Annotated in this window: 24 protein-coding genes and 1 tRNA gene; 13 read left to right on the top strand and 12 right to left on the bottom strand. The window is 69.2% G+C overall.

Annotated features, from left to right (window positions below; translation table 11 throughout):
• Positions 1-53 precede the first annotated feature (53 nt).
• Both FY030_RS08285 and FY030_RS08280 read right to left on the bottom strand, forming a co-directional pair.
• The gene (locus tag FY030_RS08285; protein WP_238348190.1) at positions 54-590 is read right to left on the bottom strand and encodes a YbaK/EbsC family protein; all 537 of its coding nucleotides are present in this window, start codon (positions 588-590) and stop codon (positions 54-56) included.
• The gene (locus FY030_RS08280; protein ID WP_158061097.1) at positions 587-1,117 is read right to left on the bottom strand and encodes a YbhB/YbcL family Raf kinase inhibitor-like protein; all 531 of its coding nucleotides are present in this window, start codon (positions 1,115-1,117) and stop codon (positions 587-589) included. The genes FY030_RS08285 and FY030_RS08280 overlap by 4 nt, the downstream gene beginning before the upstream one ends.
• A gap of 101 nt (positions 1,118-1,218) precedes the next feature.
• Between FY030_RS08280 and FY030_RS08275 the strand changes: the two genes are divergently transcribed.
• The 11 genes from FY030_RS08275 to FY030_RS08230 all read left to right on the top strand — a co-directional run bounded on the left by FY030_RS08275 (position 1,219) and on the right by FY030_RS08230 (position 11,361).
• Positions 1,219-2,604: a DNA polymerase IV gene (locus FY030_RS08275; RefSeq protein WP_158061096.1), complete on the top strand. Its 1,386-nt coding sequence runs from the start codon at positions 1,219-1,221 to the stop codon at positions 2,602-2,604.
• A gap of 58 nt (positions 2,605-2,662) precedes the next feature.
• Positions 2,663-2,746 (top strand) — tRNA-Leu (locus FY030_RS08270).
• Between the two features lie 242 nt (positions 2,747-2,988).
• Positions 2,989-3,690 (top strand): 4a-hydroxytetrahydrobiopterin dehydratase, encoded by a 702-nt coding sequence (locus tag FY030_RS08265; RefSeq protein ID WP_158061095.1) that lies wholly within the window; start codon positions 2,989-2,991, stop codon positions 3,688-3,690.
• 537 nt (positions 3,691-4,227) lie between these two features.
• Positions 4,228-5,640, top strand: a complete 1,413-nt coding sequence (locus FY030_RS08260) for a hemolysin family protein (RefSeq protein ID WP_158061094.1) — start codon at positions 4,228-4,230, stop codon at positions 5,638-5,640.
• Positions 5,637-6,683, top strand: a complete 1,047-nt coding sequence (locus tag FY030_RS08255) for a CNNM domain-containing protein (protein WP_158061093.1) — start codon at positions 5,637-5,639, stop codon at positions 6,681-6,683. The genes FY030_RS08260 and FY030_RS08255 overlap by 4 nt, the downstream gene beginning before the upstream one ends.
• A 221-nt stretch (positions 6,684-6,904) precedes the next feature.
• A complete protein-coding gene (locus FY030_RS08250; protein WP_158061092.1) occupies positions 6,905-7,843 on the top strand; it encodes a PhnD/SsuA/transferrin family substrate-binding protein in 939 nt (312 codons plus the stop codon).
• The gene (gene phnC / locus FY030_RS08245; protein WP_202879684.1) at positions 7,840-8,652 is read left to right on the top strand and encodes a phosphonate ABC transporter ATP-binding protein; all 813 of its coding nucleotides are present in this window, start codon (positions 7,840-7,842) and stop codon (positions 8,650-8,652) included. Before FY030_RS08250 ends, phnC begins: the two co-directional genes overlap by 4 nt.
• Positions 8,649-9,491 carry a phosphonate ABC transporter, permease protein PhnE gene (gene phnE, locus FY030_RS08240; protein WP_158061091.1) on the top strand — a complete coding sequence of 281 codons (843 nt, stop codon included), beginning with the start codon at positions 8,649-8,651 and terminating at the stop codon, positions 9,489-9,491. The genes phnC and phnE overlap by 4 nt, the downstream gene beginning before the upstream one ends.
• Positions 9,492-9,696: 205 nt before the next feature.
• A complete protein-coding gene (locus FY030_RS08235) occupies positions 9,697-10,539 on the top strand; it encodes a hypothetical protein (RefSeq protein ID WP_158061090.1) in 843 nt (280 codons plus the stop codon).
• A gap of 233 nt (positions 10,540-10,772) precedes the next feature.
• Positions 10,773-10,919, top strand: a complete 147-nt coding sequence (locus FY030_RS16370; protein WP_192498537.1) for a hypothetical protein — start codon at positions 10,773-10,775, stop codon at positions 10,917-10,919.
• Positions 10,920-11,202: 283 nt separating this feature from the next.
• A complete protein-coding gene (locus FY030_RS08230; RefSeq protein WP_238348189.1) occupies positions 11,203-11,361 on the top strand; it encodes a hypothetical protein in 159 nt (52 codons plus the stop codon).
• A gap of 191 nt (positions 11,362-11,552) precedes the next feature.
• Here the strand turns inward: FY030_RS08230 and FY030_RS08225 are convergent, their stop codons facing one another.
• Positions 11,553-13,685 carry a DEAD/DEAH box helicase gene (locus FY030_RS08225; RefSeq protein WP_158061088.1) on the bottom strand — a complete coding sequence of 711 codons (2,133 nt, stop codon included), beginning with the start codon at positions 13,683-13,685 and terminating at the stop codon, positions 11,553-11,555.
• A 256-nt stretch (positions 13,686-13,941) separates the two neighbouring features.
• Between FY030_RS08225 and FY030_RS08220 the strand changes: the two genes are divergently transcribed.
• Positions 13,942-14,766 carry an LLM class flavin-dependent oxidoreductase gene (locus FY030_RS08220; RefSeq protein WP_192498536.1) on the top strand — a complete coding sequence of 275 codons (825 nt, stop codon included), beginning with the start codon at positions 13,942-13,944 and terminating at the stop codon, positions 14,764-14,766.
• Between the two features lie 15 nt (positions 14,767-14,781).
• On the opposite strand, the gene FY030_RS08215 is transcribed toward FY030_RS08220, so the two are convergent.
• From FY030_RS08215 to FY030_RS08180, 8 genes are all read right to left on the bottom strand, one after another.
• Positions 14,782-15,813, bottom strand: coding sequence for a glycoside hydrolase family 43 protein (locus FY030_RS08215; protein WP_158061086.1), 1,032 nt, complete (start codon positions 15,811-15,813; stop codon positions 14,782-14,784).
• Between the two features lies 1 nt (position 15,814).
• On the bottom strand, positions 15,815-16,738 hold the full coding sequence (locus tag FY030_RS08210) for a carbohydrate ABC transporter permease (protein ID WP_158061085.1): 924 nt from the start codon (positions 16,736-16,738) through the stop codon (positions 15,815-15,817).
• Between the two features lies 1 nt (position 16,739).
• The gene (locus FY030_RS08205) at positions 16,740-17,699 is read right to left on the bottom strand and encodes a carbohydrate ABC transporter permease (protein ID WP_202879683.1); all 960 of its coding nucleotides are present in this window, start codon (positions 17,697-17,699) and stop codon (positions 16,740-16,742) included.
• Between the two features lies 1 nt (position 17,700).
• Positions 17,701-19,056, bottom strand: a complete 1,356-nt coding sequence (locus FY030_RS08200; protein WP_158061084.1) for an ABC transporter substrate-binding protein — start codon at positions 19,054-19,056, stop codon at positions 17,701-17,703.
• A 58-nt stretch (positions 19,057-19,114) separates the two neighbouring features.
• The gene (locus FY030_RS08195) at positions 19,115-20,176 is read right to left on the bottom strand and encodes a glycoside hydrolase family 43 protein (protein WP_158061083.1); all 1,062 of its coding nucleotides are present in this window, start codon (positions 20,174-20,176) and stop codon (positions 19,115-19,117) included.
• A 22-nt stretch (positions 20,177-20,198) separates the two neighbouring features.
• Positions 20,199-20,948 carry a hemerythrin domain-containing protein gene (locus FY030_RS08190; RefSeq protein ID WP_158061082.1) on the bottom strand — a complete coding sequence of 250 codons (750 nt, stop codon included), beginning with the start codon at positions 20,946-20,948 and terminating at the stop codon, positions 20,199-20,201.
• Between the two features lie 136 nt (positions 20,949-21,084).
• The gene (locus tag FY030_RS08185) at positions 21,085-21,555 is read right to left on the bottom strand and encodes a hypothetical protein (protein ID WP_158061081.1); all 471 of its coding nucleotides are present in this window, start codon (positions 21,553-21,555) and stop codon (positions 21,085-21,087) included.
• A gap of 2 nt (positions 21,556-21,557) precedes the next feature.
• Positions 21,558-22,250, bottom strand: a complete 693-nt coding sequence (locus tag FY030_RS08180; RefSeq protein ID WP_158061080.1) for an aromatic acid exporter family protein — start codon at positions 22,248-22,250, stop codon at positions 21,558-21,560.
• Positions 22,251-22,370: 120 nt separating this feature from the next.
• On the opposite strand from FY030_RS08180, the gene FY030_RS08175 reads away from it, so the two are divergent.
• On the top strand, positions 22,371-23,384 hold the full coding sequence (locus FY030_RS08175) for a lactonase family protein (RefSeq protein WP_158061079.1): 1,014 nt from the start codon (positions 22,371-22,373) through the stop codon (positions 23,382-23,384).
• A 24-nt stretch (positions 23,385-23,408) separates the two neighbouring features.
• Here FY030_RS08175 and FY030_RS08170 read toward each other — a convergent pair whose 3' ends face one another.
• Positions 23,409-24,482 carry an SGNH/GDSL hydrolase family protein gene (locus tag FY030_RS08170; protein ID WP_238348188.1) on the bottom strand — a complete coding sequence of 358 codons (1,074 nt, stop codon included), beginning with the start codon at positions 24,480-24,482 and terminating at the stop codon, positions 23,409-23,411.
• Position 24,483 lies beyond the last annotated feature (1 nt).

Below are 24,483 nucleotides of genomic sequence, written 5' to 3'. Positions count from 1 at the left end.
GCGCCTGCTCTTGCGCTGCCGGGCACCCTGTCTGGGGGCCCGAGGCGCCGGGGTCAGGTCTCGAACGCCAGGCCCTCCACCGACCGCGCGCCAGGCAGCCCCGCCGCCAGCGACCCCGGCAGCCGCAGCTTGCTGCGCCGCAGGCCCGAGCCGATGATGATCAACTCCCGTTCACCGACACGGGTGTCGACGAGCACGGGCCAGCCGTCCGGCAGGCCAACAGGGGTGATCGCGCCGTACTCCATCCCGGTCCGCTCGACGGCGTCGTCCGTCGACATGAACGAGGCCTTACGCACGTCCAGCAGCTTGCGGATCGTCTTGTTGACATCGGCCCGCGTGTGACCCTGCACGAGTGCGGCGCAGACGCGCTCCTCACCGGCACGGGTGCCGGAGACGATGATGCAGTTGGCCATGTCCTCCATCGCCATACCGGTCTGCTCGACGAGCACGGCGGTGTCGGCGTGGTCGGGGTCGATCTCGGCGACCTGCAGTTGGGCGCTTAGGTCGGACGGCATACCTCGCACGGCCGCCAGGACCGACGGCGCGAGCAGGTCGGGGCGCTCCAGGGCCGGCGCCCAGCTCAGGCTCACTGCTCGTAGGTGCCGGTCAGGTGGCCGCGGGCCAAGACGTTGCCCAGGGTGGAGAACTGTGCCTTGGCCACCGAGGTCGAGCCGTCCAGCCCCGTCCGGTCAGTGTCCAGGGCCCACACGGTGAAGACGTAGCGGTGGGGTGCGTCGCCCTCCGGGGGAGCCGCACCGCCATAGTCCTTGGTGCCGAAGTCGTTCTCCAGGGTGACCGCGCCCTCGCCGAAGTGGCGGCCGAACTCGCCCGCACCGGCCGGGAGCGAGGTCACGTCGGCGGGCAGGCCCATCACGGCCCAGTGGGTGAAGCCGCCGAGGACCGGGGCATCGGGGTCGTGACACACCAGGAGGTAGGACTTGGTGCCTTCGGGGGCGCCGGACCAGGACAGTTGCGGGGAGGTGTTGCCAAAGCCGAACCCGGCGCTCTTGGGCAGCGGACCGTTGTCCTCGAAGTCTTCGCTGTGCACCTGCAACTGCGCCGGGGCAGCCGGGAGGTGCTCGATCGGGTGCGGGGGCAGGGTGCGCGAAAGATCCATGTCGGCAGCCTAGCCACGGCCAGATAGGCTCACCTCCCGGGCGGCCGACGAGTGGTCACCGGCCGGCGGGGACCATGCCGGGCCCGTGGCACAGTGGCCCCATGCCCTCCGACGAGCAGCGTCGGATCCTGCACCTGGATCTGGACGCCTTCTTCGCCGCCGTCGAGCAGCGGGACAAGCCTTCGCTGCGGGGACGTCCGGTCGTGGTCGGCGGGCTGGGCGCCCGCGGGGTCGTCTCCACGGCCTCCTACGAGGCGCGGGTCTACGGCGCCCGCTCGGCGATGCCGATGCACGAGGCGCGGCGCCGTTGCCCGGCCGGCACGGCATACCTCTCCGGACGGTTCGCCGCCTACCGCAAGAGCTCGGGGGTGGTCATGGGCCTCCTGCGGGAGCGCTCGCCTCTGGTGGAGCAGGTCTCGGTGGACGAGGCGTATGTGGACCTGGCGGCCGCCCCGGACGCGCCCGGGTGGGCAGGGCAGGAGATGGAGCAGTGGTGTGCCGGGCTGCTCGCCCGGATCGAGGAGGAGACCGGCGGCCTGACCGCCTCGGTCGGGGTGGCGACCAGCAAGATGCTGGCCAAGCTGGCCAGCGAGATGAACAAGCCGGCCGGGGCCACCGTCATCCGGCCGGGGGAGGAGCTGGCCGCGTTGTATCCGCTGGCGACGCGAGCGATCCCGGGCATCGGACCAGCGACGGCGTCCCGGCTGCACAGCTTCGGCGTGGACACGGTCGCCGACCTGGCCCGGGTCAGCGAGGCCGACCTGGTCGCGATCTTCGGCCAGGCACACGGGACGGCCCTGCACCGGCTGGCCCGCGCCGAGGACGATCGGCCCGTGGTGGTGGAGCGTGAGGCCAAGTCGATCTCGGTGGAGCAGACCTTCGAGACCGACATCACCGACCGCGCCGTGCTGGAGGGCGAGCTGAGGCAGATGGCGACGGGTCTGGCGAAGCGGCTGGCGAAGGCGGCCGTCTTCGCCCGGACGATCACTGTCAAGGCCCGCGAGGGTGACTTCACCACGCACACCCGCTCCGGCACCTTGCCCTTCGCCACCGGGGACGCGACCGTCATCCTGCGCGAGGGGCGCCGTCTGCTGGGATCGCTCGACGTCAGCCCGGGCCTGCGACTGCTCGGTCTGGGCGTGGCCGGCCTGACTGCACACGCCCAGGACGAGCTCACCCTGGAGGGTCCGCTCTATGCCGCCGAACTGCCCGTGGAGATGCCGGACGCCCTCGGTGCCGCGCCCGAGGCGTCGGACATCGAGGTGCCGCGACCTGCAACCGGGCGCAACGCACCTGGTTGGCGTCCCGGTGACGACGTGGTGCACGAGGAGCACGGGGCCGGGTGGGTCTGGGGCGCCGGCCGGGGCGTGGTCACGGTGCGCTTCGAAGGGCCGTTGACCGGCGCTGGACCGGTCCGCTCGCTGCGCTACGACGACCCTCAGCTGCACCCGTCTGACCCACCGGACTGGCGCTGGGCACCGGTCTGAGCGTGCTACTCTTGTTCGTCGTTGCCCCGCCGCCCACAGGCGGGAAACAGCACCACCTGTCCGGGTGGCGGAATGGCAGACGCGCTAGCTTGAGGTGCTAGTGCCCTTAACGGGCGTGGGGGTTCAAGTCCCCCTCCGGACACAAGCTAGGCCCCCGTTCTGCGGGATGGCGGGCGCTCCGTGAGTCCCACGCCGCTGATTCGGCGGACAGGGGCCCAGTTTGGGAAAGACCAACTGACTAATCTTGCTGGCCTCATGCCCTTTTCGACACGCTTCACGCTTGAGCCGTAGACCTTTGTGTCCTCATTCAATGGTGCATGGTGCGGCAGATCCAGTTGGGGCTGCCCCAGCGCTGCAGGTTGGGTCTGAGCTAGGGTCGCGTTTATGGACATCCTGATGGGCCAACAGATTGCCGAGGCCAGCCTGAACGACTGGCGAAAGCTCGCCCAGGGACTGCATGCCCGGTATGTGGTCGACGACTTCAGCGCCGGCGCACGGTTCGTCGCTGCCGCGGGCGAGGCGGGCGACGCCCTCGGCCACCACCCGCGCGTGTCGATGGGCGAGGGGTACGTTGACCTCGAGCTGGTCACCATCGACGCCGTCTACCACGACCAGGACGGCACCAAACACATCATCGAATGGGTGACCCAGCAAGACGTCGACCTCGCCCGTCGGATCACCGAGATCGCGGCCGACCACAAGGTCGCGGCGGACCCTGCCTCGGTCACCGAGATCGAGCTCGGCCTCGATACGACACGCTCCGCGACGATCGCTCCGGTGTGGGCCGTCCTGCTGACCGGGCGCGCCGAGGCCCAGGGGCACGGGTCCCCCAGCGACGAGATCCGGGACATCACGGGGCGGGTGCCGAACCTGTGGTTCGGGGATGCCGAGGAGTACGAGACCTCGCACCAGCGGTTCCACGTCGAGATCTATGTGGCGCCAGAGGTGGCCGCGCAGCGGATCGCTGCCGCCGTCGCCGCGGGTGGCACCGTCGTCGATGACAGCAACGCCCCTTCGCACACCGTGATCGCCGACCAGGACGGCAACAGGGGAGTCGTGTGCGTCGACGTGTCCGCTGCCACCTGATCCGGTACGTGAACGCGAACCTCCCTCGGCGGAGTTCAGTTTGCGCCTCAGGTTAATCGTGACTGCGGGATTCACACTTAACTCGCCCGAGCCACTAAGTTGCCGGACTACCGCAAGAGGTCTTGAATAATATCGCTCGGGTCCTTGGGTGAGGTCACGTTGATTTATCGCCTTTGGGGTCGTCGCACAAGAGATCGCAGACGATTGCCTTAAATGTCGTGCCATTGCCTTGACCATGGCCACTTGTCCGACGTTATGTGCAGCCCTGTGAGCTACCTGTACCAGCAGCGCCCACGCCGACCTCCTTCGCCGGCGCGGCGTGTGTCGGTGCGGCCGGCGGCGGAGACCAGTCTCTCCTCGACCCCGGACCGCCTGGGATCGAGACGTCACCTCACTGAGCCAGAGCGGCGAAGGCGCCCGTGAGGTGCAGCGCTCGTGCGGCAGCCGGTACCTCGGGTATCTTCTGGGTATGAACGAGCCCTCGACCCCGCCTGAAGACCGCCCTCGAAGTAGGTGGCGCCGGCGACGGCGGACGGCATGAGCGAGGCTGTCCTGCTGCTGCTGGCGGGGGTGGCGGTGATCTTGCTGATCATCGCGGTGAACGGGTACTTCGTGGCCCAGGAGTTCGCCTACATGTCGGTCGACCGCAACCGCCTGGCCTCCCGCGCCCGTGACGGTGATCCGGCGGCGGAGCGGGCGCTGAAGGTCACGAGACGGACGTCCTTCATGCTCTCCGGAGCCCAGCTGGGCATCACCGTGACCGGCCTGCTCGTGGGGTATGTCGCTGAGCCAATGGTCGGATCCGCGCTCGGGGTGCTGCTGGGCGGGGCGGGCGTGCCGGAGTCGGTCAGCATCCTGGTCGGCACCGTGGGCGTGCTGGTGGTGGCGACCGTGGTGCAGATGCTCTTCGGCGAGCTCTACCCGAAGAACCTCGCGATCGCCAACGCCGAGCCGATGGCCTTGTGGATGGCCCGCTCCACCCTGATCTACCTGACCGTCTTCGGCTGGCTCATCGCCTTCTTCGACAAGTCGGCCAACCTGCTGCTGCGCGCGGTGCGGATCGAGCCCATCCACGACCTGGACACCAGCGCCACCGCGGACGACTTGGAGCGAATCGTCGCCGACTCCCGGGACAGCGGTGACCTGCCACTGGAGCTGTCCATGCTGCTGGACCGGATCCTCGACTTCCCCGACCAGGATGTCGAGCACGCCATGGTCCCGCGCGGACGGGTCGACACGGTCCCGCCGGACATGAGCGTGGCGGACGTGCGGGCGCTCATGGCGCAGGCTCACACGCGCTACCCGGTGATCGACGCCGAGGGCCAGCCCGTCGGGGTGGTGCAGCTCCAGGACGTCCTGCGCCTGCCGGCCGACTCCGACGCTCGGGTGGCCATGGTGATGCGCGAACCCGTCATCCTCCCCACGCTGATGCCCCTGCCGGCAGCGGTGGCCGACCTGGACGAGTCCGGTGAGCAGCTGGCTTGCATCGTGGACGAGTACGGCGGCTTCGCCGGTGTGTTGACCATCGAGGACCTGGCCGAGGAGCTGCTCGGGGAGATCACCGACGAGCACGACACGGAGGTGCCAGAGCAGATCGTGGGCGGAGAGGACGACCAGTGGCGCATGGACGGAGACGTTCATGTCGATGAGGTGGAGCGTGCCCTGGGGCACCGCCTGCCCCAGGGTGACTTCGAGACCATCGCGGGCCTGCTCATCGCCGAGACCGGCGATCTGCCGGAGGTCGGGCAGGTGGTGACCGTCGAGCTGCCTCAGGACCCGGCCGAGCTGGTGGCTGACGAGCCTGTGCTGCGCAGCCTGGCGGTGGAGGTGCTCGAGGTCGAGCGGCACGTCCCGAGCGAGGTCCGGGTCAGGCTGCTGACCCGGCCCGCCGACGAGGCCGGTCCGGAGCCCCTGGACCACAATGAACTGACCGAGGAGGAGCTGCGATGAGGGACCCGCTGACCGTGGTCCTGGTGACGACCGCGCTGATCGTCGCGAGCGCCTTCTTCGTCATCATCGAGTTCGCGCTGCTGGGCGCGCGTCGACACCGCCTCGAGCTGGAGGCACCCACCTCTCGGTCGGCCCGGTCCGCGCTGCGCGGGATGAACGAGCTGACACTCATGCTCGCCGGCGCCCAGCTCGGCATCACCGCCGCCACCTTCGCCCTGGGCGCGGTCACCAAGCCGGCCATGGACGCCTGGCTCGGACCCGTCCTCACCAGCCTGGGAGTGCCAGCATGGGTGGCGGGCGGCACCTCGTTCGCGCTATCGCTCCTCTTCGTGACCTTCCTGCACCTGGTAGTGGGGGAGATGGCGCCCAAGTCGTGGGCGATCGCCCACCCCGAACGGGCCGCCAAGCTGGTCTCACCCGCCGGGCGAGCGTTCATCTGGGTGGTCCGACCGCTCCTCCATGGCATCAACGCCCTGGCGAACCGGCTGGTTGCCGCCAGCGGGGTCATCCCCGTGGACCGGGCCGCCGTCGGTGGCCAGGACGCCGCGACGATCCGCCAGCTGGTAGAGCACTCCGCGCAGACCGGGGCCCTGGAGACCGACTTCCAGCGGCAGATCAACCGGGTCATCGACCTGGAGCGGCTGACCCTGGGTGAGCTCGTGCCGCCGGCCCAGCACCCGACGGCGGTGGGTGAGGGCGCGACCGTGGCGCAGGTGCAGGACGCGGCGGCCCGTAGCGGGCACCTGCGCATCCTGCTGGCGGCGCACGACGGCAGCGCGGCCGGTGTGGTGCACGTGCGCGACACGCTCGTCTACGACAGGCATCACCTCGTCCGTCGGCTGGCCCGCGCCCCGTTCGTGCTGGGCCCGGCGACGCCGGTCTATGAGGCGCTGGCCAGGATGCGGGAACGGGGCGAGCAGCTGGCCGTGGTGGCCGAGCCCGACCGCACACACGGAGTTGTGAGCATCTCGGACATCATGCGCCGTGTGCTGCCCAGCCAGGTCCTCGTCGACCCGGCCCCTGGACCGGCCGACGCGACCTGACCTGCTTCAGGGACCGCCTGTGGCACCGGCAGGCATCAGATCGGCAGCGCTCTCCAGCGTTCCGCTGTGAGCGGCCCCCTGAGTGGACACCTCGGTTCTGCCCGGGGGCCACCTTGTCGTCACGTCATTGACAGGTCACTTGGAGAGGGTGCTTGTCAGATCGCCGCGTGTTCACCCCGGACCCTCGGGGTCGCGACCACACCCATCTGGAGTGACGACCTATGCGCTTGAACATCCTGTCCCGTCAGGCACTTGCCGCCGCAGCCGCCGCCTCGCTGTTGACTCTTGCGGCTTGCGGTGGTGAGGACGACACCACGGCCGAGGCTGCGGTGGGCGACGACGGAGCGGTCTGCGGCACCGAGCCGCTCCGCTTCTCGGACACCGGTGTGGAGGGCCTGGAGGAGCTGCGGGTGGAGTTCGAGGACTTCCGCGTGGCCCTCGAGGAGGCCACTGACCTCGACGTTGACTTCCAGCCGATGTCCTCGCGCACCGCGGCTGCCACCGCCCTGGAGTACGACGACCTGGACGTGCTGCTCACCGGCCCGACCGAGTACGTGGTGCTCAAGGCCGAGGCGGACGCCATCCCGTTGGTGGGTGTCACCCGTCAGGAGTACCGCCCGGCGATCTACGTCCGCGCGGACAGCGACGCCCAGTCAATCGAGGACCTGCGCGGCGCCCAGCTCATCACCAAGGAGGTCGGCTCGACCGCCGGTCACCTCGGCCCGCTCGAGATGGTGGACGCCGCCGGTGTCGACCCCAACTCCAACGAGCTGGATGTCGTGCCGCTGTCGGGCACCCACCTCGCCGCGTTCGCCTCCGGCGATGGTGACGCGCTCGGCTCTGGCATCGACGACCTGGGCGAGCTCGAGGAACTCATGGGCGAGGGGAATGTGCGTGTCCTCGCTGAGGGCAACGATCTGCCTAATGACCTCTTCGTCGCCCGGGAGGGCCTCGGCCAGGACTGCGCCGACTACCTGCGCGAGACGCTGGTCGAGAACCAGGACGTGCTGATCGAGGCGATCGTGAGCACCGGCGAGAACGACAAGTACGACCGCTCGGAGTTCGTCGCAGCCTCCGACTCCGACTACGACCCGATCCGCCGGGCGTTCGTCGCCGCCGGCTTCCCGGAGTTCACCGACCTCCCGGACGACGACGAGTGAGCCCTAGGCACACCCCGACCGGTCGTGTCATCGAGGTCTCTGGCCTGACGAAGGTCTTCCCCAACGGCACCCGCGCCCTGGCCGGCGTCGACCTCACCGTCGAGGCCGGAGAGACGGTAGTGCTCCTGGGCGCGAACGGGGCGGGAAAGTCAATTCTGCAGAAGTCGCTGACCAGGCTGGTCGAGCCCACCTCGGGTTCGGTCCGGGTCCTCGGTACCGAGGTGACGACCGCGTCCTCGGGTGAGCTGCGGACCCTGCGCAGGCGCGTCGGCATCGTCTTCCAGCGGATCAACCTGGTCCGCGAGCTCTCGGTGCTCACCAACGTCATCCACGGTGCACTCGGAAGGGCGGGCACCCCGCGGAATTGGATGGCCATCACCGCCCGCTCTCAGCAGCGGGTCGAGGCGATGGAGGCGCTGGAGCGCGTGGGTCTGGCGGGGGTTGCGGACCGGCGGGCCGAGCAGCTATCCGGCGGGCATCAGCAGCGGGTCGCCATCGCCCGGATGTTGATGCAGCGCCCGGAGATCATCCTGGCCGACGAGCCGGTCGCGGCGCTCGACCCCCGTGCCGGTCGCTCTGTGATGGACCTGCTGTGGCAGATCGCTGCGGATGAGGGGATGACCCTGGTCTGCACCCTGCACCAACTGCAGCTGGCGCGCGACTACGGGCAGCGGGTGGTGGCCTTGCGCGACGGCACGGTCGCCTTCGACTCCGTCATGTCGCAGGTGCCTGACTCCTGGCTGCGGGAGCTTTACGCGGACGAGGACGACGGCGACGTCCCGGCGTTCGTCGAGGGTCTGCCGTCATGAGTATCGGCCTGCGCAACGACTATGCCACGGTGACCCAGCCGCCCGCGCGGATGCGACGGCCGCGGTGGTCCACCGTGGCCATCGTGGTGTTCCTGCTCGCGCTGGCCGGTCATGGCCTGTACCGGATGAACATCTCGTTCGACCGGCTTTTGCGAGGTCCGTCTAACCTGTGGAACTTCTTCAACAGCGCCTTCCCGCCGGCGACGGAGCGGGCGCCGGCCCTGGCTTCAGCAATGCTGGAGACCATCGAGATGGCGGTCATCGGCACGGTGATCGGGATCGTGCTGAGCGTCCCGGCGGCACTGCTGGCCGCCGCCAACACCAGCCCTTGGCCCCCGGTGGCGGTGGCCATGCGGTTCGTGCTGACCACTCTGCGTGCCATCCCGGACCTGGTGTGGGCGCTGATCTTCGTCATGTCGGTCGGGATCGGTCCGATGGCGGGGATCTTGGCCATCGCGGTGGACGTCCTCGGCTTCGCCGGTCGGTTCTTCGCGGAGCGGATCGAGGAGGTCGAGCGCGGTCCGATCGACGCGCTCCGCTCGACCGGCGCGGGGTCCCTGGCGGTGATGGCCGGCGCGGTGCTGCCGGCGTCCTTCGCGTCGTTCACCGCCACCAGCCTCTACTGCCTAGAGAAGTCCATCCGGGGTGCCACCGTGCTGGGCATGGTCGGCGCCGGCGGTATCGGCGGGGAGCTCACGACGGCGTTCACGGTCCGGGCCTTCGACACCGCGCTGACGATCATCCTGATGATCCTCGTGGTGGTGCTGCTGGCCGAGCGGCTCAGCAGCACGGTGCGTCGCCGCATGCTCGGCGCGGACCAGCTGGGGCGCTCCATCTGACCCCTGCCCGGTCACCGGCGTAGGAAGCCGCCCTCTCGGCTCGCTGTGTCGGGGCCGCTGAGCCCTGCCTCTTTGCCTGGCGTGAGCCCTTCTCGAACCGGTCAGGGAGAGACCCGTGTGGTGCTTTACCGGCTGCACGGCAGTTGGCCGACGCAGGGAGCGGAATCGTCGCCCAACTGCATGGTCCGCCCTTCAGGATGGGGCAATGACCGTGCGCCCCGCCTTGCCCTCAGACATCGCCCCCTTGACTATTCCGTGGCTCACACCAGATGAGGACCTCGAGAGTGGGGTGAGCCTGGTGGAAGAAGTCGGTGGACGCCTCGTCGCCGCCGGCGTCCGGCATTTCACCCGGACGAAAGCTGCGCAGGACGCTGCCGAGCTCTACTGCGAGGAGGGCCACGGCGCCCCCTTGCTGCGTGAACTCGCCACCGCAGCCAAGAGGCCCATCATGCTCAGGATCATTCCCGGAACCCCGGCCGAGTCAGCCGCTGCCGCGGCGGGGGCGCGAGTGATTCAGAGTGTGCCTGCCGCCTACTTCCCCACGACGCACGCCCAGGTCCAGGACTGGGCCCGCAGGCAGTTGGACCTCGCTGAGAAGGAGGAGACCAAGGTGGCGCCCGGCAGTCACTTCAGCATGGATGTCCTCCTCGACCTGTGGATGGCTCCCTATCTGCGGATGCATGCCTCCTGGGCTCCGACCCAGGATGTCCACGCCACACGGGAGTCCTTCGGTGCGCGGTTCGCCCAAGACTTGGACCTGGAACGCACGAGGATCGCCACCGTGGACGGAGGGCCTGTCGCCGCCGTCTTCACCGTTGGCCCGTTCGACGGGACCTTCATGCCCATCCTCATCGAGATCAAACCTGAGCACCCCGGCCGAGAGCGCGCCGCCCGCGCGGCGATCGCGTCGATGCTCACCGCAACCGCCCCGACCCCGGTCGAGTTCGACGGTCACGCCGACGAGCCCGTCTACATGCGCATACTCAAGGAGATCCCGCAAAGGACAAGAGGGAAGCTCACCCCGATGAATCTGGTCGAGATCAACTGAGCCGGAAACGAGGTTCCGCTCAGGCGAGAATGGTCGCTATGGCTGAGGTCTTGGGGGTAGAGGGCGGCACGGTACGGGTTGGTGGGAAGCCAAGAGGCGCCCTCCTGCACTCTCTTCGCGACTCGGGCGTCCGGCTCAACACCCCTTCCTGCGGCTGGCCACGTTGAATCAGACCAACGCCCCCCCGACTCTGTCTTGTCAGCTGGCCGGGCCCCAGGGGGGCGATCCACATCGTGTCCGAACCGCTCGGTGACGACGCGGCGTACCTCAAGGGCTTCTACCTGCGCGTCGTTGACGGCGAGGCGTGGCTGAGGGGGTACCGCTGCGACGACACCTATGAGTGGGGCCCCGAGCAGAGGTTGACACTCCTGCAGCCGTAGAGCGTACGTGCGACGGCGAGTGGGAGGTCGATGCTGACACAGACGTCAGGCCAGGTGAGGCGGCGGGCCGGTGCCCTACCCCACCACCAGTTCCGCTGCGCGCAGCAAGGGTGTGACAGCCGCGAGGAAATGGTCATCCACGCCATGCCCGCCCCGGCGACAGTGCTGCCATCGGACCAGCTGACCTGGCGGGACCTTCGAGAGCGCATACTGAGGGATGACGACTTCACGGTCCGGACCCCGGCGGCGGCACCTCCCTTCGAGCCCTTTCGCGCCAGAAGTCGTGCCCGAGATCGAGACCTTCCACCTTCACGACAGGGTCTCGCACCAGTCCTACGGGCTCGGGCGCGTGGTCGGCACCGAGAAGGCAGCGGTCACCGTGAACTTCAGCACCTGCACCCTGCGCATCGTCAGCCCCTTCCACAAACTGGAAAAGCTGTAGGGCAGGCCGCCCGCTCATCGCCCATGCGTGGGTTGTCACCCGCGGCAGGGAGCGGCGGGGCCAGCAGCAAGGTGCTGGCAACCCTGCTCGGGGTCAGACCTCTCGCCCCGTTGCCGTCGGCCTCAGCCAGCCCGAAACACTATGCGCGCTACCGGCTGGCCATCAAGGCTCGGTGTGGAGCAGGATCGGCGTCAGGATGCCTGCCCGCTGGCCCGCTGTCGCAACGCATCCTCGAGGAGTGTGACGAGTGCCTCGAGCTGCACGTCGGAGGAATCTGAGATCTCCGTGTCGGCCCCGTCGAGCGCCCGGGCGGCGAGCCCCGCCTTGCTGTCGATGAGCTCGGCGATCCTGGTGTCGAGAGTCTGCGCGGCGATGATCCGCCACGCCGTGACCGGATCCCCCTGCCCGATGCGGTGGACGCGGTCGATGGCCTGGGTTTGCTCGGCGTCGGTCCAGGACAGCTCCGCGAGCACCAAGTTCGAGGCAACCTGCAGGTTGATGCCGACGCCGGCGGCTGTCAACGAGCACACGACGACAGCGACGTCCGGGTCGTTGGTGAACGCGTCAATGTGCTTCTGCCGTGCCGATGCGCTCTGGTCGCCGCGGATGGAGGCGTAACGGATGCCCCGCTTGGCAAAGGTAGCCTCCGCGGCGTCCATCACATCGATGTGCTTGGCGAAGAAGACGACCTTGCCCGCGCTGCGGGCGAGCTGCGCGGCGTAGTCGGCCGCGAGGCCGGCCTTTGCCTGCCCGATGCGCCGCATCATGGTGAACACGTTCTCGTCCGACTTCTTTGCTGTCTTCTTCGTCCGCTCCCACGCGGCCACCTGGCGGACAAGGTCGTGGTCGACGCCCTCGACGACGTCGCCTGCAGGCCGTGCTTGGAGCGCCCGCTCATAGCGCGCGACGAGGCGAGCGGCAAGGCTCTGCTCGGCGGCCCGGATGGACCGCCCGGCCTCATCGTCGATCTCGACCGGGACGTCGGCCACGCGGCGGGCGGGTAGGTCGGCGGCCACGTCCACCTTGCGCCGACGGACGATGCCGCGGTCGATGACGGCACTGCGGGCGGCGGGGGAGAAGCCTCGGTCCGCCGGTGTCAGCCCGATCTCTTCAAGCGCCCCCATCAGCTCACCGACCGGCTTGGTCTCGTCGATCCAGCCGAGGAACTGCCAGATCGCCGTGAAGTCCTCGATGTCGTTGATCAGTGGTGTCCCGGTGAGTGCCATGAGCAGCGGGTTGGCGATCCGCGTGCGGATACGCTCGGAGAGCTGTAGAACGTTCCGGGACCGCTGCGACTTCCTGTTCTTGATGTAGTGCGCCTCGTCGACCACCATCCCGCGCAGACCCAGTTCTCCGAGCCAGCCCACGTGCCGGTCGAGCACCTCGTAGTTGACGATGATGATGTCCGCGAACCCGTCGATCGTGTCGCCGTCTCCGTAGACCACTGTCGCGGGGTGGTTGGGCGTCCACAGCCTGGCTTCCCGCGCCCAGTTCATCTTCACGACGTTCGGCACGACGACCAGCAAGGGGTAGGCGTCCGCCGCCTCTGCCGCGAGCAGCGCCTGTGCCGTCTTGCCCAGGCCGGGCTCGTCGGCGAGCAGGAACGTGCGGTGCCCTCCCGCGGCGGCGGCAACCATCCTCGCCTGGTGCGGCATGAGGTCCAGCCCGCCAGCTACCCGTGCGGCGCCGGGCTCTGGCAGGTCCATGCACGACAACGTGCCGCCGTCCTCAAAGGACTTCAGCAGCGGCTCGATGAGCTCCCAGCCGACGAGGCGGCGAGGCGTGGCCGTTTGCTTGGCGACGGCGGAATAGTCGGGTGCGAGGAAGGGGTTGGCTTGCTGGCGGGAGACCACCGACTGGGGCACCACGCGGCGCTGCTCGGCCGCCGTGGGCTCGGCCGGCGCGGGAGTATCGGCGGGCTCTTCTGGCACCTCGATGCCGGCCGCCTCGAGGAGTTCGCGGCGCAGTGATCGCGCGCGGTCGGGGATGACGGCGTCATCGGCGAGCAGCCCAAGCAGGGAGGTGTCGCGCGCGGCCGTCGTCGCCAGGATGGTGGCGATGCCGTCCAGGCGCTTCAGCTCCTCAGCGCGCAGCGCCGCGGGTTTGGTCACCTCCGCCTTGACGCGGGCACGTTCCTCACGCATGAGGAGCGCCACCACCTGGAACTGGGTCCGCGTCGACGGCAGGGCGCGTCCACGCTTGACTGCGGACTCGACCTCGCGGACGACCATGGCGAGCACCTGGATGATGCCGTCATTGTCGTGGCGGGGTCGCCGCTGGGTGCGCGTGCGAGCGCCGTTCTGACGCTGGGCTCCTCGAGCCACGAACTCCTCCTCGGAGTGGTCGGGTCATGCACCGGCGACGGGACCGAGCCCGCACCGCACCCCCGGGTGATGGACGTACAGCAGCCTCGGCTGAAGGCGTCCCCGGAAGCGAGCTGGTCCAGCGGATCTCTACGAGATCGACGCGTCAGACGTGTCCAGCCGCGATGGCACCTCTAGCGTACCGCGTGTCGGCCGCTGGCCAGCCCTCGGGGAGGTGTTCGCCCGACGACAGGGCTCGGGGGCTAGCGTGACGACCGTGAGATATGCCGTCAGCCTGCCACCCTTCACCGACCCGGACAGGGTCCTCGGCTGGGCCCGTGCTGCCGAGGCGGCCGGCTGGGACGGGTTCTTCCTCTGGGACCACGTGCAGTGGCGCCCCGGCGCCGCTCCGCTCGACCCCTGGGTGATGCTTGGAGCGATCGCGGCGCTCACCGAGCGGGTGCGGCTCGGCACCCTGGTCACACCGCTGTCGCGTCGGCGTCCGTACGCCGTCGCCAAGGCGCTCGTCACCCTGGACCGTCTCAGCGGCGGGCGGGCTGCGCTCGGCGTGGGGCTAGGTGAGCCGCCGGACCGAGATTTCGCCGACCTGGGGGAGGAGGCTGACCCCCGCGTGCGCGCCGCCATGCTCGACGAGAGCCTGCAGGTGATCGACCAGCTGCTGCGCGGCCCGACCGACTTCGCCGGCGACCACTACCGCGTCACGGCCGACCTGCACCCTCGTCCCGTGCAGCAGCCACGACCGCCGATCTGGGTCGCCGGCGTGACCCCGCACCGACGGCCCCTGGCGCGCGCACGCCGCTGGGACGGCGTCGTGCCCATCGGCAGGGGCGAACACCTCTCACCGCAGGACCTGACCGACTACCTCGCACTCGACGGAGGGCAGGCCCGCGAGGGGTGGGACGTCGTCGTCCACCCCGCCCCTGGCATCCCGGTGCAGGAGTATGTCGAAGCCGGCGCGACCTGGTTGGTCCGGTCGGTGATGCCGTCCAGCGGCGAGGACTGGGAAGCGCAGGCCGACGCGGTCGTCCGGCAGCCACCGGGGACGGCGCTAGGTGGGCCCGGCAGCAGCCACGCAGGCTGACGGCGGAGGTAGCCGTCAGTCCAAGCCCTCCACCGTCGGGTTGACCCCACCCGGGGCCTGGTCCTCCGGCACGCCCTCCCATGAGAGGGGCAGCACGTTCATCGCCCGGTAGGTGGTCTCCCCGCGCCAGGAGTGGAAGAGGACGTAGTCCTGCCCGTCTGGTCCAGTGACGACGTCCTGGCCGCCTGGGCCGACGTACTCTGGCGCGGACCCGGTGCTGGCCAGGAGCGGGTCCGGATGCTTGACGTAGGGACCGGTGACATCCTCGGCGGTGGCGTAGCCCACCGCATAGTCCTGGCCACCGTAGTCGTTGGCCGAGTACAGAAGCACGTAGGTGCCCTCGCGCTCCACTAGGGTCGGCGCCTCGATGAGGTTGCCCTCCCACTCCTGGTCTTGCTTCAGCAGGCGCGTCGCGGGGCCCTCCAACGAGAGCCCGTCGCTCGCGAGCGGAGCCAGGTAGAGCCAGGTGTCAAGGCCACAGCAGTTGCCGTCGTTCTTCCAGAGCAGGTAACGGGTGCCGTCCTCGTCGAGGAAGGTCGCCGCGTCGATGGCGCCGCCCTCGTCCTCCGGACAGACCAGCATCCCGTCGCCGACCACCTCGAACGGCCCCTCGGGGGTGGCGGAAACGGCCGTGCCGATGCACTGCAGGGTCGGGCGGTAGTTGGTCGCCGTGAAGTACAGGACGTAGCTGTCCCCGACGGCACTCACCTCGGGGGCCCAGGTCTTGCCCGGGATGACCCACGACGGCAACTCGGGCAGCGCATCCCCCAACTGCTCCCAGGTCAGCAGGTCGGTCGATCTGGCCATCCTGACGTTCTGGCTGTTGCCGTTCGTGGCGTACGCGTAGTAGACCCCGTCCACCTCGAGGACGTCGGGGTCGGGGAAGTCGTCGTTGAGGACCGGGTTCTGGCCCGCCAGCGGGCTCGTGGAAATCGCTGCGGCGTCCTCGGCCGTGCGGGCGGCGGAGTCCCCGGGGGCAGTAGGTGACGAGCAGGCCGTGAGCACCCCCAGCAGGAGCACGCCGGAGACCAACCTCGGGGTGCCCACCTCAACCCTTCAGACCCGAGCGGGCAACGCCCTCGATGAGGTAGCGCTGGAGGAAGACGAACAGGACCAGGACGGGCACGCTGGCCACGACCGCCCCCGCCATGAGGAGGTCGTAGCGGACCGCGTTGGCCGACTGCAACGTCGACAGACCCGCCGGAAGCGTCTGGATCTCCGGGCTGAACAGCACGTAGATCGGCCACAGGAAGTCGTTCCAGTTCGTCAGGAAGGACAGCAGCGCCAGGGTTGCCAGGGCTGGCCTGGACAGCGGCAGGACGACGCGCCAGAAGGTCTGCCACTGGTTGGCCCCGTCGAGGCGGGCGGCCTCCTCGAGCTCGACCGGGATCCCCAGGAAGAACTGTCGCAGGAAGAACACGCCAAAGGCCGAGGCCGCCGTCGGGACGATGACGGCGAGCAATGTGTTCAGCCAGCCGAGTTCTCCGACGATCAGGTAGTTGGGGATGATGAGGATGACCGGTGGGACGAAGAGCGTGGCGATGATGAGGCCGAAGACGATGCGCTGGCCGGCGAAGCGCATCCGCGCCAGCGCGTAGGCAGCCAGGGCCGACGTCGTCACCACGAGGGCAGCGTTGGCCAGTGCGGCGAGCATGCTGTTGCCGAACCAGCGGAGAACGGGTGTGCCCCGGGAGTTCATGATCGTTTCGTACGCCTGGGTGGTGAACGGGTCGGGGACCCACGAGGGGGGGATGGCTCCAGCCTCGGCCCGGGTCTTGAACGAGGTGACGACCATGAAGATGAGAGGGCTGATAAAGATCAGCGCCAGCACGATCAGCACCACGTACGTGAGGATCTTTCGTCCCGGACGACGGCCGTGACCGGCTGAGCGATCCTCGGCCGGTGGCGGCTCGTCGGGTGTGCCGCGGACCTCGCCCGTCTGCAGAGGGTCTGCGTCAGTCTGAAGGCTCATCTCAACCTCTCCTCTCGCGGAACAGCCAGAAGACGCCCAGGCTGAGCAGCATCAGGAAGACAGTCAGCACGTAGCTCATGGCGGAGGCACTGCCCATCTGGTAGTTGCGCAGCCCGGTCTCGGCGATCTGGTAGATGGCGGTGCGGGTGGCCCGACCAGGCCCGCCCTCGGTCATGAGGTAGGACTGGCCGAACATATTCACCGACGCGATGATGGTCACCATCGTCACGAAGGAGAGGACGGGGCGCAGGCCGGGCAGCGTGACATGACGGAACTGCTGCCAGCCGTTGGCACCATCGACCCGGGCCGACTCGTAGAGCTCTCGGGGGATGTCCTGCAGCCCCGCGAGGTAGATCACCGCGTTGAAGCCCAGCGTCCACCACACGGTCACGCCCACCAAAGCCACCCAGGCTGCCGGCACCGAGGTCGTCCAGGCGATGTCACCAGGCAGGCCCACGGCCTCGAGGTAGTAGTTCACCAGCCCGATATTGCGATCGAGCAGGTAGCGCCACAGCACGGCCACGACTGCCACGCCGAGCACGTAGGGGGCGAAGAAGACAGCCCGGAAGACGTTGCGTCCCGGGAACGACCTGTTCATCACCAGTGCGACGAGCAGCGGGATCACCAGCAGCAGCGGGACACTGGTGACGGTGAAGATCGCCGTCGCCTGCATCGAGTCCCAGAAGATGTCGAAGGTGATGGAGCCTGGGGTGAGCAAGGTCAGGTAGTTGTCCAGCCCGACGAACGGCTTGCCCGGCAAGGTGTAGTCATACCGGTGCAAGCTGATCCATGCCCCGTACACGATCGGGGCGATGACGAAGACGACGAAGAGGGTCAGGTATGGGGCGAGGAACAGCCAGGGCGTGACCTTGCCGTGCGTGACCAGGCGGCGTGGTGTGCGCTGCGTGGGGGACTCCCCGGTGTCGACCTCCTCCCTGATCTGGGCTGCGGAGGTCGCCACCTCAGCCCCCGAAGCTCTCGAGGTTTTGCTCCATCAACTCCGTTGCCTGCTCGCTGGCCCGCTCCAGGGCCGTCGACGGGTCGCTGCGGCCAAGGATCGCCTCGCTGAGCGCGGGCTCCAGCGCCTCGGCCTGGACCCCTCCGAGCCCCGGCACGGGCGGCAGGAACCGCATCGAGTCGATCTGTTCGGCGATGACGCCCTGGGTCGTGTCGTCAAGAACGCCGCTGTCGCGCACGGACTGACGTGCGGGGATCATGCCAGAGCCCGCCCACTCGGCCGACTGCTCGCTCATCCAGCCGATGAACACCTGGGCCGCCTGGTACTTGTTCTCGTCCGCGGTTGCCTGCTTGGTGATGAAGAAGTTGTGCGAGTTGGCCCAGATGGCCTCCTCGTCGAAGATCGTCGGGACGGGTGCGATCTCGTAGGGCACCCCCGACTCCTCCAGGTCGTTGATCTGCCAGATGCCGTCCCAGGTGATGGAGTTCTCACCGTTCTTGAAGGCGGCGTACTGGGAGTCGATGGCCACGTCCGAGGGGCTGTACCCCTCCTCGATGATCGACCGCTGCCACTCGGCCGCCTCCAGAGCCTCGGGGGAGGCGAAACTGGCTGCCGAGCCGTCCTCGGCGTAGACCTCGGCCCCGTTCTGCCAGGCCAGGGAGAGGTACATGAGGTGGCCGGGCCACTGGTTGGGCATCCAGAAGGGCTCCTCATGACCGGCCTCCTGCAGCGCGTCGAGCGCCGCCATGAACGACTCCTCGTCGGTGGGGACCTCGGTGATCCCCGCCTCCTCAAAGTGCTCCGGGTTGTAGTACATCGCCAGGGAGTGCACGTCCAGCGGGATGCCGTAGCGCTCATCCTGGTAGACGCCGGCGTCCCAGACCTCTTCGCTGAAGTCGTCGGCGGAAAGGCCCAACCCCTCGGCAATGCTATCGACGGGGACGATGACGCTGCGGGCGGCGTTGGTGGCCAACTGGTCCAGGTGCATGACCCCGACGTCCGGCCCTTCGCCAGCGTTGACCGCCGCCGGCACCCGCTGGTAGAAGTCGGCCCACTGGATCGTGTTGGACACCACGGTGATGTTCTCGTGCTCGGCCATGAACTGCTCGACCAGATCCTGCATGAAGGGGCCGTCACCGCCCGTGAAACCGTTCCAGTAGGCCAGCTCCACAGCCGGGCCGGTGTAGTCGCCGGTGAACTCGGCCGCGTCCCCGGGGGCCTCGTCACCCTGCTGCGCGGCCTCCTCCGGGCTCATCCCGCCTCCGCAGGCAGCCAGGACCAGAGCGAAGCCCGCTGCGCAGACGGTCAGGGTGGTTCGGCGGGCAGGTGCGGCCCGACGGGAAGAATGGGTGAAGCTCATGAGGTGTGCCCCTTTCGCCGGGCCGCTGCGCTGCGCAGACGGCGCTCGTGGTATGGGGTTAGTTGTACTCCTGCTTTCCCGTCCTGTACGTCTCAACCGTCACGTTCTCGTCCCGCGCCTCGCTCCGGCTGTCGAGACCACGGTCCAGACGCACCGCCTGCCAGGTGGGCCCGTCCACCGACGGGCCTGCAGGATTCCACCTGATCGGGTCGATGCACATCCGGCGCGCAGTCCTCTCGGCGTCCCACGCGTGGTAGACGAGAACGTCCTGGTCAGCAGGCCCGCGCACCACGGACGCGTGCCCGGGGCCGAGCACCTTGCCCGGCACTGTGGCCAGCAACCTGCCCCCAGTCAAGGGCTCCTGCCAAGGGCCCAGAGGGTGGTCAGCCACGGCATACCCCATGCCGTATCCCGCACCCTCCCAGGAGCCACCTGAGTACAGGCAGTAGTACCGGCCGTGCCGGTGCACGACCGCAGGCCCCTCAAGGGTGTGCCAGTCGTAGACCCCACCGTGGATCGTGCGCTGCCGCTGGAAGACCTGCCAGTCGGCGCTGGGCTCGAGGACAGTGCGCGGCCGGCCTTGCAGGCGGGTCATCGTCTCCAGGACGTCGACGGCCAGCATGGTCCCGACCCGTTGACCCTCCAGGACGTCCCTGGCGTAGAACAGGTACCACGTGCCGTCCCGGTCGCGGAAGGGGTGACCGTCGATGGCGAACCGCTCGTCGGGGGTGAGGTCGCCCCCGCAGTCGTGGAAGGGACCGAGAGGGTTGTCCCCAACCGCCACCCGCATGGAGTGACCCACGTCCCCCATCCCGACGGAGTAGTACATCCACCAGCGGCCGTCGGCCTCGGCCACCTCGGGGGCCCAGTAGTCGGTTCCGGCCTCGGGGGCCAGGGTCCGCAGCGCACCGCCGGCCAGGGTCCAGGAGTGGAGGTCGGGGGAGGTCAGCACGTCGAAGACGAGTTCACCGTGGCGCCTTCCGGTGCCGTACGCGACATACCGTGGCAGATCCGGGTCGGAGGTCCGGAGCACGAACGGGTCCGCGAAGTAGTCGGCGTGGACCGGGTTGCGGTAGTGCCCGGCGGGCACCTCCGGCCGATCCGGCGGTGCCTCGTTCATGCCTGGCTCATGGTTGGTCGGCTCACAGACTGGCCGCGTGCCCGACGCTCGTCGAGGCGTGCTCGCCCGCACGCATCATCGGGAGCCGCTCGACCCTGCGTGCTGCCCTGCCCAGCCGGTGGTCGAGGACGGCCAGGCGGTCGGCGATCGATGGCGCGCTGCGCAGTGCGACGCGCTCCAGCATGTCCCTGCTCCGGTCGATGACGGTCAACGGCAGCGCAGCCACCACGTTGCCGGGAGGTCTGCGGGCCACGACGGGGTGCGCGCGGGTCGGGGACACCCGCCGCACCACCTCCCACAACAACCCAAGGCGACGCAGCTGACCCAGGGTGAGCTTCTGCTGCAGCCCGGGCAGCAGCTCGTCCTCCTCGTCGCGGACGTCTTCGCGCAGCAGGTCGGCCAGACGCTGCAGCAGCGGTCCGCGCCCGGGATCCGCGACGTCCAGGTCTTCCAACCGAGACACCACCTCGTTGACCTCCTGATGCTCCTGCTCCACCTGCAGGGTCAGCTCTTTCCCCTCGGGCAGCACTCGACGCAGCACCGGCCACAGGACGGACTCCTCGGCGAAGGCGTGCGGGAAGACCAAGCGGTACAGGTCGAGCAGGACCGGCCGTTGCTTCGCCAGCGGAGTGGCGTCCAGCTGACGAAGCAGTTCCTCCAGGCGCACGTGGTCGGCGCGCTGCCGGTAGAGCACGCTGAGCCGGCCCCCCAGGGAGGCAGGGTCCTGCTTCGCGAGGGACAGGGGCGGCTGCTGGGTAGGCAGCGTGGTCATGGGTCCTCCTCGGGGTGGTCTTCGAACCTTCAGGGTGGTACGCGGCGGGCAGGCTTGTCCTGGCGAGTCGGTGCGACCCCGTGTGGCCATCACGCTGGATCGGTATGCCGTTCCGTCGCCGAGCTGCAGGGTCCGCTCATGCGCTCTCGTCGGCCTCGGGCACCACGATCTCGGCGACCTCCCTGGCGAACGTCCGCAGGCACTCCCGGATTGCCAGGGCCAGGGCCCCGAAGAGGATCTCGTCCAGGCCGTCGCTGGAGGGCATGGACTGGGACTGTTCCAGCACCCGCTGGAGGCTGTGCCTGCTCCGCTGCACCACCTCGGGCTCCGCACGCGCGGCACCGGGCTGGGTGAAGACGTCCGCGGCCTGATCCAGGGCGGTGGCCGAGCGTCGACGCAGGACGATCCCCTCCTCGCTCAGGGCGGGGGCCGACTGTCCCAGCACCACCCCCACGGCCATCAGCGTCGCGGCACACCGGCTGAGCGCCTCGGCGCGGTCCAACTGGCGAGTGGTCTTGTCCCGACGCAGGCGAATCCTGGGGTTGCCTCGCATGGCTCGTCGCGCCTCGACGATCGCCGACCGGAGCCGGGCCTGCGCCTGCTCCAACTCTACGACGTTGTCATGCACCACGTCCCCCGGCGGGCCGCTGCCTCGGTCTCCTCCGGGACCTCGTCCTCGGTGCCACTGACCCGCCCCTGTCCCTGGGTTGCCGTCCCCTCCTGGAGCCCGTCACCGCTCTGGTCGCGCAGGATCTCGGCGTAGCTGCGCATCTGCACCGCAAGCCGCTGCTGCACTGCCGCGGCGGCCGGCTCGAGGTCATCGTCCCCGAGCGGCGTGAACAGCACGACGTTGACCAGGACGCCGACCAGGGCACCGAGCGGGATCTGGACGACATACCCCAGGGCCATCGGCTCGGGGTCCTGGCCCCCGGTGGCCAGGACGAAGAGCGCGGCCAGGGGCGCCCAGGTGCGCTGCGCCCCGAACAACCGGGAGGAGCCGAGCAGCACGCCGATGGCGATGGTGAGGGCGACGGTGACGGGGTTGGCGATGGTCAAGGCCTGGACCGCCACCGCGATGGTCACTCCCAGGCCCACCGCGCCAAAAACCTGCAGCGACTCCTTGACCGAGTCCACCAGGACCAACCCGACCACGGTGAAGGCGCCCAGCGCGGCGTAGTAGCTGTACCCATCAACAGGCTCGGGCAGGAGCGAGCCCAGGTGGTAAGCGATCCCGCTGGCCAGGGCGGCCTTGACCGCGACGATCGGGGCCCGCCAGCGCGGGAGCTGCTGCAAGCGCCACATGGTTCCTACGGTATGCCCGCGCGGCACCGACGCGACCGCACGGTGACCGCCCCTCGCCGGCCACACGGGGCACCTCCTCTTGAGGATGAGAGCCGCGACGCACCCGCCTAGCCTGAGGATATGACCGAGATCGTGCTCATCGCCAACGCCGGAGACGGCACCATCAGCACCCTGCGTCTGCACCGCGGGGACCGACCCCGGTTGGAGGTGCTGGCCACCACCGGGGGCCTGGAGGGATGCGGCTCCTTCGCGGTGGACCGTGAGCGCGACCTGGTCTACGCCGCGTACAAGGGTGAGCACGCCGGGATTGCGACCCTGAGCCTGGACCGTGAGTCGGGGGAGCTGGCCGAGCGTTCACGCACCGAGGTCGAGGACTCGATGACCTATCTGGAACTCTCGCACGGGGGGACGCTCCTGCTCGGGGCCTCCTACGGCGGGGGGGTCGGCCTGGTGTGGCCGGTCCAGGAGGGAGTCGTGGGGGAGCCCACCGCACGGACCGAGAACGCCAACCTGCACTGCGTCATCGCCCGTGCCGGCCACGCCTGGTTCGTCTCGCTGGGCGACGACCTGGTCTCCCAGCACGCGCTCTCACCCGACGGCGCGCTCAGGCCTCTTGACCCCCCCACCCTGGCGATGCCCGAGGGCTCAGGGCCACGGCACCTCATCCTCAACGGGGACGGCAACAACGCCTACCTGGTCACCGAGTTCTCCGGCGAGGTGTTCCGGCTCACCGTGCAGAGCGACGGCACCCTGCAGCCGCACGAGGCGGTCCACTTTGTCGACCCGTCCCAGGGCCTGTCACACAGCCGGATGGACGCCGACCCCCTCGAGGAGCACCTCATCTGGGGCGCGGACGTCGGCATCGCGGGTGACCTGGTGCTGGCCTCGGAGCGCACCTCATCCCTGATCACCTCCGTGCCACTGCAGGACGGGCGTCTGGGCGAGCCGGTGGGCTTCACCCCGGTGCCCACGCAGCCGCGCGGCTTCAGGGTCAGCGACGACGGCAGGTATGTCGTCTCCGTCGGCGAGCGCGCGACCGAGGCAGTGCTGCTCGACGTCGGGCAGGACGGCACCCTGACCCAGGTGGACGTCGCCGAGATCGGCAACGGGGCGAACTGGGTCCGCTTCGTCTGAGAAGCAGACGAGCGTGACCGGTCGCTAGCGTCCGGCGCGGATGGCGTGCCGCTCGTTGAGAGCGGCCAGACCGGCCAGGGCCTTCTCCACGGTCGCGACGTCGCCCGAGCGCAGCTGTGCCACCAGACGCACCAGCTCACCGGTGGGGACACCCGCCGAGCGTGCTTGTCGCAGGTTGGCCGAGCCGGTCAGGTCCATCGCCAGGACCGCATCGGCCTGGGCCCGCACCTGCTGGGCGCGGGACGCGGATGTCTGGTCGGTTGAGGCAGTGCCCGTGTCGGTGGTGGTCCGCGTTGTCGTGCTGCCGGAGGTGCCCGGCCAGAAGATGTCGGCGTAACCGATGTTGCCGTCCCGGTTGGGGTGGTAGGACTCCTGGATCGGCCAGCTCAGCCCGTTGACCCACTCCGGTGAGTCGCACACGGCATGGCCCTGGAAAGCGGGGCGGGCATCGACATACCGGAACCCGGCCGCCTGCGTCCGGTCCGCGATGACGTCGGCCAGCTGGTCGGTCGCACCGTTGAGGGCCCGCATCTCGGCGGCGGTGAAGAAGGTGGCGAGGTTGCAGTTACGCCCGCTGAACAGGTGGGGGTAGGTGCCGATGACGACGTCCGCGGCCGGGGCCCGGACGCCGATCTCGGCAAAGAGCACGTCGTAGCGCTGCGGCATCTGGCTGTGCAGGAGCTCGAGGGCGTCGTTGATCCGGCCCTCACAGTTGGACAGCCATCCGGGCAGGGCGCACTGGGTGATCACCCCGGCGTACCCGAGGTCGTTGCCGCCGATCGTCATCGTCACGTAGTCGGTGGCGGGGGAGAGGGCGTCTAGCTGATCACGGTGCACGTCTTCAGTGTCGGCGCTGGAGCAGGCCTGGTAGTCCAACTGCAGGCCGTGCGCGTCCGCCAGCAGGGCCGGGTAGCCGTGGGGCGAGCGGTAACAGTCGTCGACCTTCGCGCGGGTGCCGGTCCCGGCGGAGAAGGAGTCGCCCAGGGCGACGTAGTGCACAGGCTCCTCCGCCTGGACGGGCAGCGCGGCCCCGGCCAGCAGACCGAGCGTCGAGAGCGAGGAGATGGAGGTGAGTGCGGTCCTGGGTCGGAGGCTCATG

The organism is Ornithinimicrobium pratense (genome assembly GCF_008843165.1).
GTDB classification, from domain to species: domain Bacteria; phylum Actinomycetota; class Actinomycetes; order Actinomycetales; family Dermatophilaceae; genus Ornithinicoccus; species Ornithinicoccus pratensis.
The sequence above is the reverse complement of the archived record's forward strand: the minus strand, read 5'-3'. Positions and strand labels throughout refer to the sequence as shown.

Coding starts and splice junctions, on each gene's coding strand:
- FY030_RS08175 (WP_158061079.1), top strand. CDS start 22,371: ATGACCGAGATCGTGCTCATCGCCAACGCCGGAGACGGCACCATCAGC.
- FY030_RS08170 (WP_238348188.1), bottom strand. CDS start 24,482: ATGAGCCTCCGACCCAGGACCGCACTCACCTCCATCTCCTCGCTCTCG.
- FY030_RS08235 (WP_158061090.1), top strand. CDS start 9,697: ATGACCGTGCGCCCCGCCTTGCCCTCAGACATCGCCCCCTTGACTATT.
- FY030_RS08195 (WP_158061083.1), bottom strand. CDS start 20,176: ATGAACGAGGCACCGCCGGATCGGCCGGAGGTGCCCGCCGGGCACTAC.
- FY030_RS08200 (WP_158061084.1), bottom strand. CDS start 19,056: ATGAGCTTCACCCATTCTTCCCGTCGGGCCGCACCTGCCCGCCGAACC.
- FY030_RS08275 (WP_158061096.1), top strand. CDS start 1,219: ATGCCCTCCGACGAGCAGCGTCGGATCCTGCACCTGGATCTGGACGCC.
- FY030_RS08255 (WP_158061093.1), top strand. CDS start 5,637: ATGAGGGACCCGCTGACCGTGGTCCTGGTGACGACCGCGCTGATCGTC.
- FY030_RS08250 (WP_158061092.1), top strand. CDS start 6,905: ATGCGCTTGAACATCCTGTCCCGTCAGGCACTTGCCGCCGCAGCCGCC.
- FY030_RS08265 (WP_158061095.1), top strand. CDS start 2,989: ATGGACATCCTGATGGGCCAACAGATTGCCGAGGCCAGCCTGAACGAC.
- FY030_RS08280 (WP_158061097.1), bottom strand. CDS start 1,117: ATGGATCTTTCGCGCACCCTGCCCCCGCACCCGATCGAGCACCTCCCG.
- FY030_RS08180 (WP_158061080.1), bottom strand. CDS start 22,250: ATGTGGCGCTTGCAGCAGCTCCCGCGCTGGCGGGCCCCGATCGTCGCG.
- FY030_RS08260 (WP_158061094.1), top strand. CDS start 4,228: ATGAGCGAGGCTGTCCTGCTGCTGCTGGCGGGGGTGGCGGTGATCTTG.
- phnE (WP_158061091.1), top strand. CDS start 8,649: ATGAGTATCGGCCTGCGCAACGACTATGCCACGGTGACCCAGCCGCCC.
- FY030_RS08190 (WP_158061082.1), bottom strand. CDS start 20,948: ATGACCACGCTGCCTACCCAGCAGCCGCCCCTGTCCCTCGCGAAGCAG.
- FY030_RS08210 (WP_158061085.1), bottom strand. CDS start 16,738: ATGAGCCTTCAGACTGACGCAGACCCTCTGCAGACGGGCGAGGTCCGC.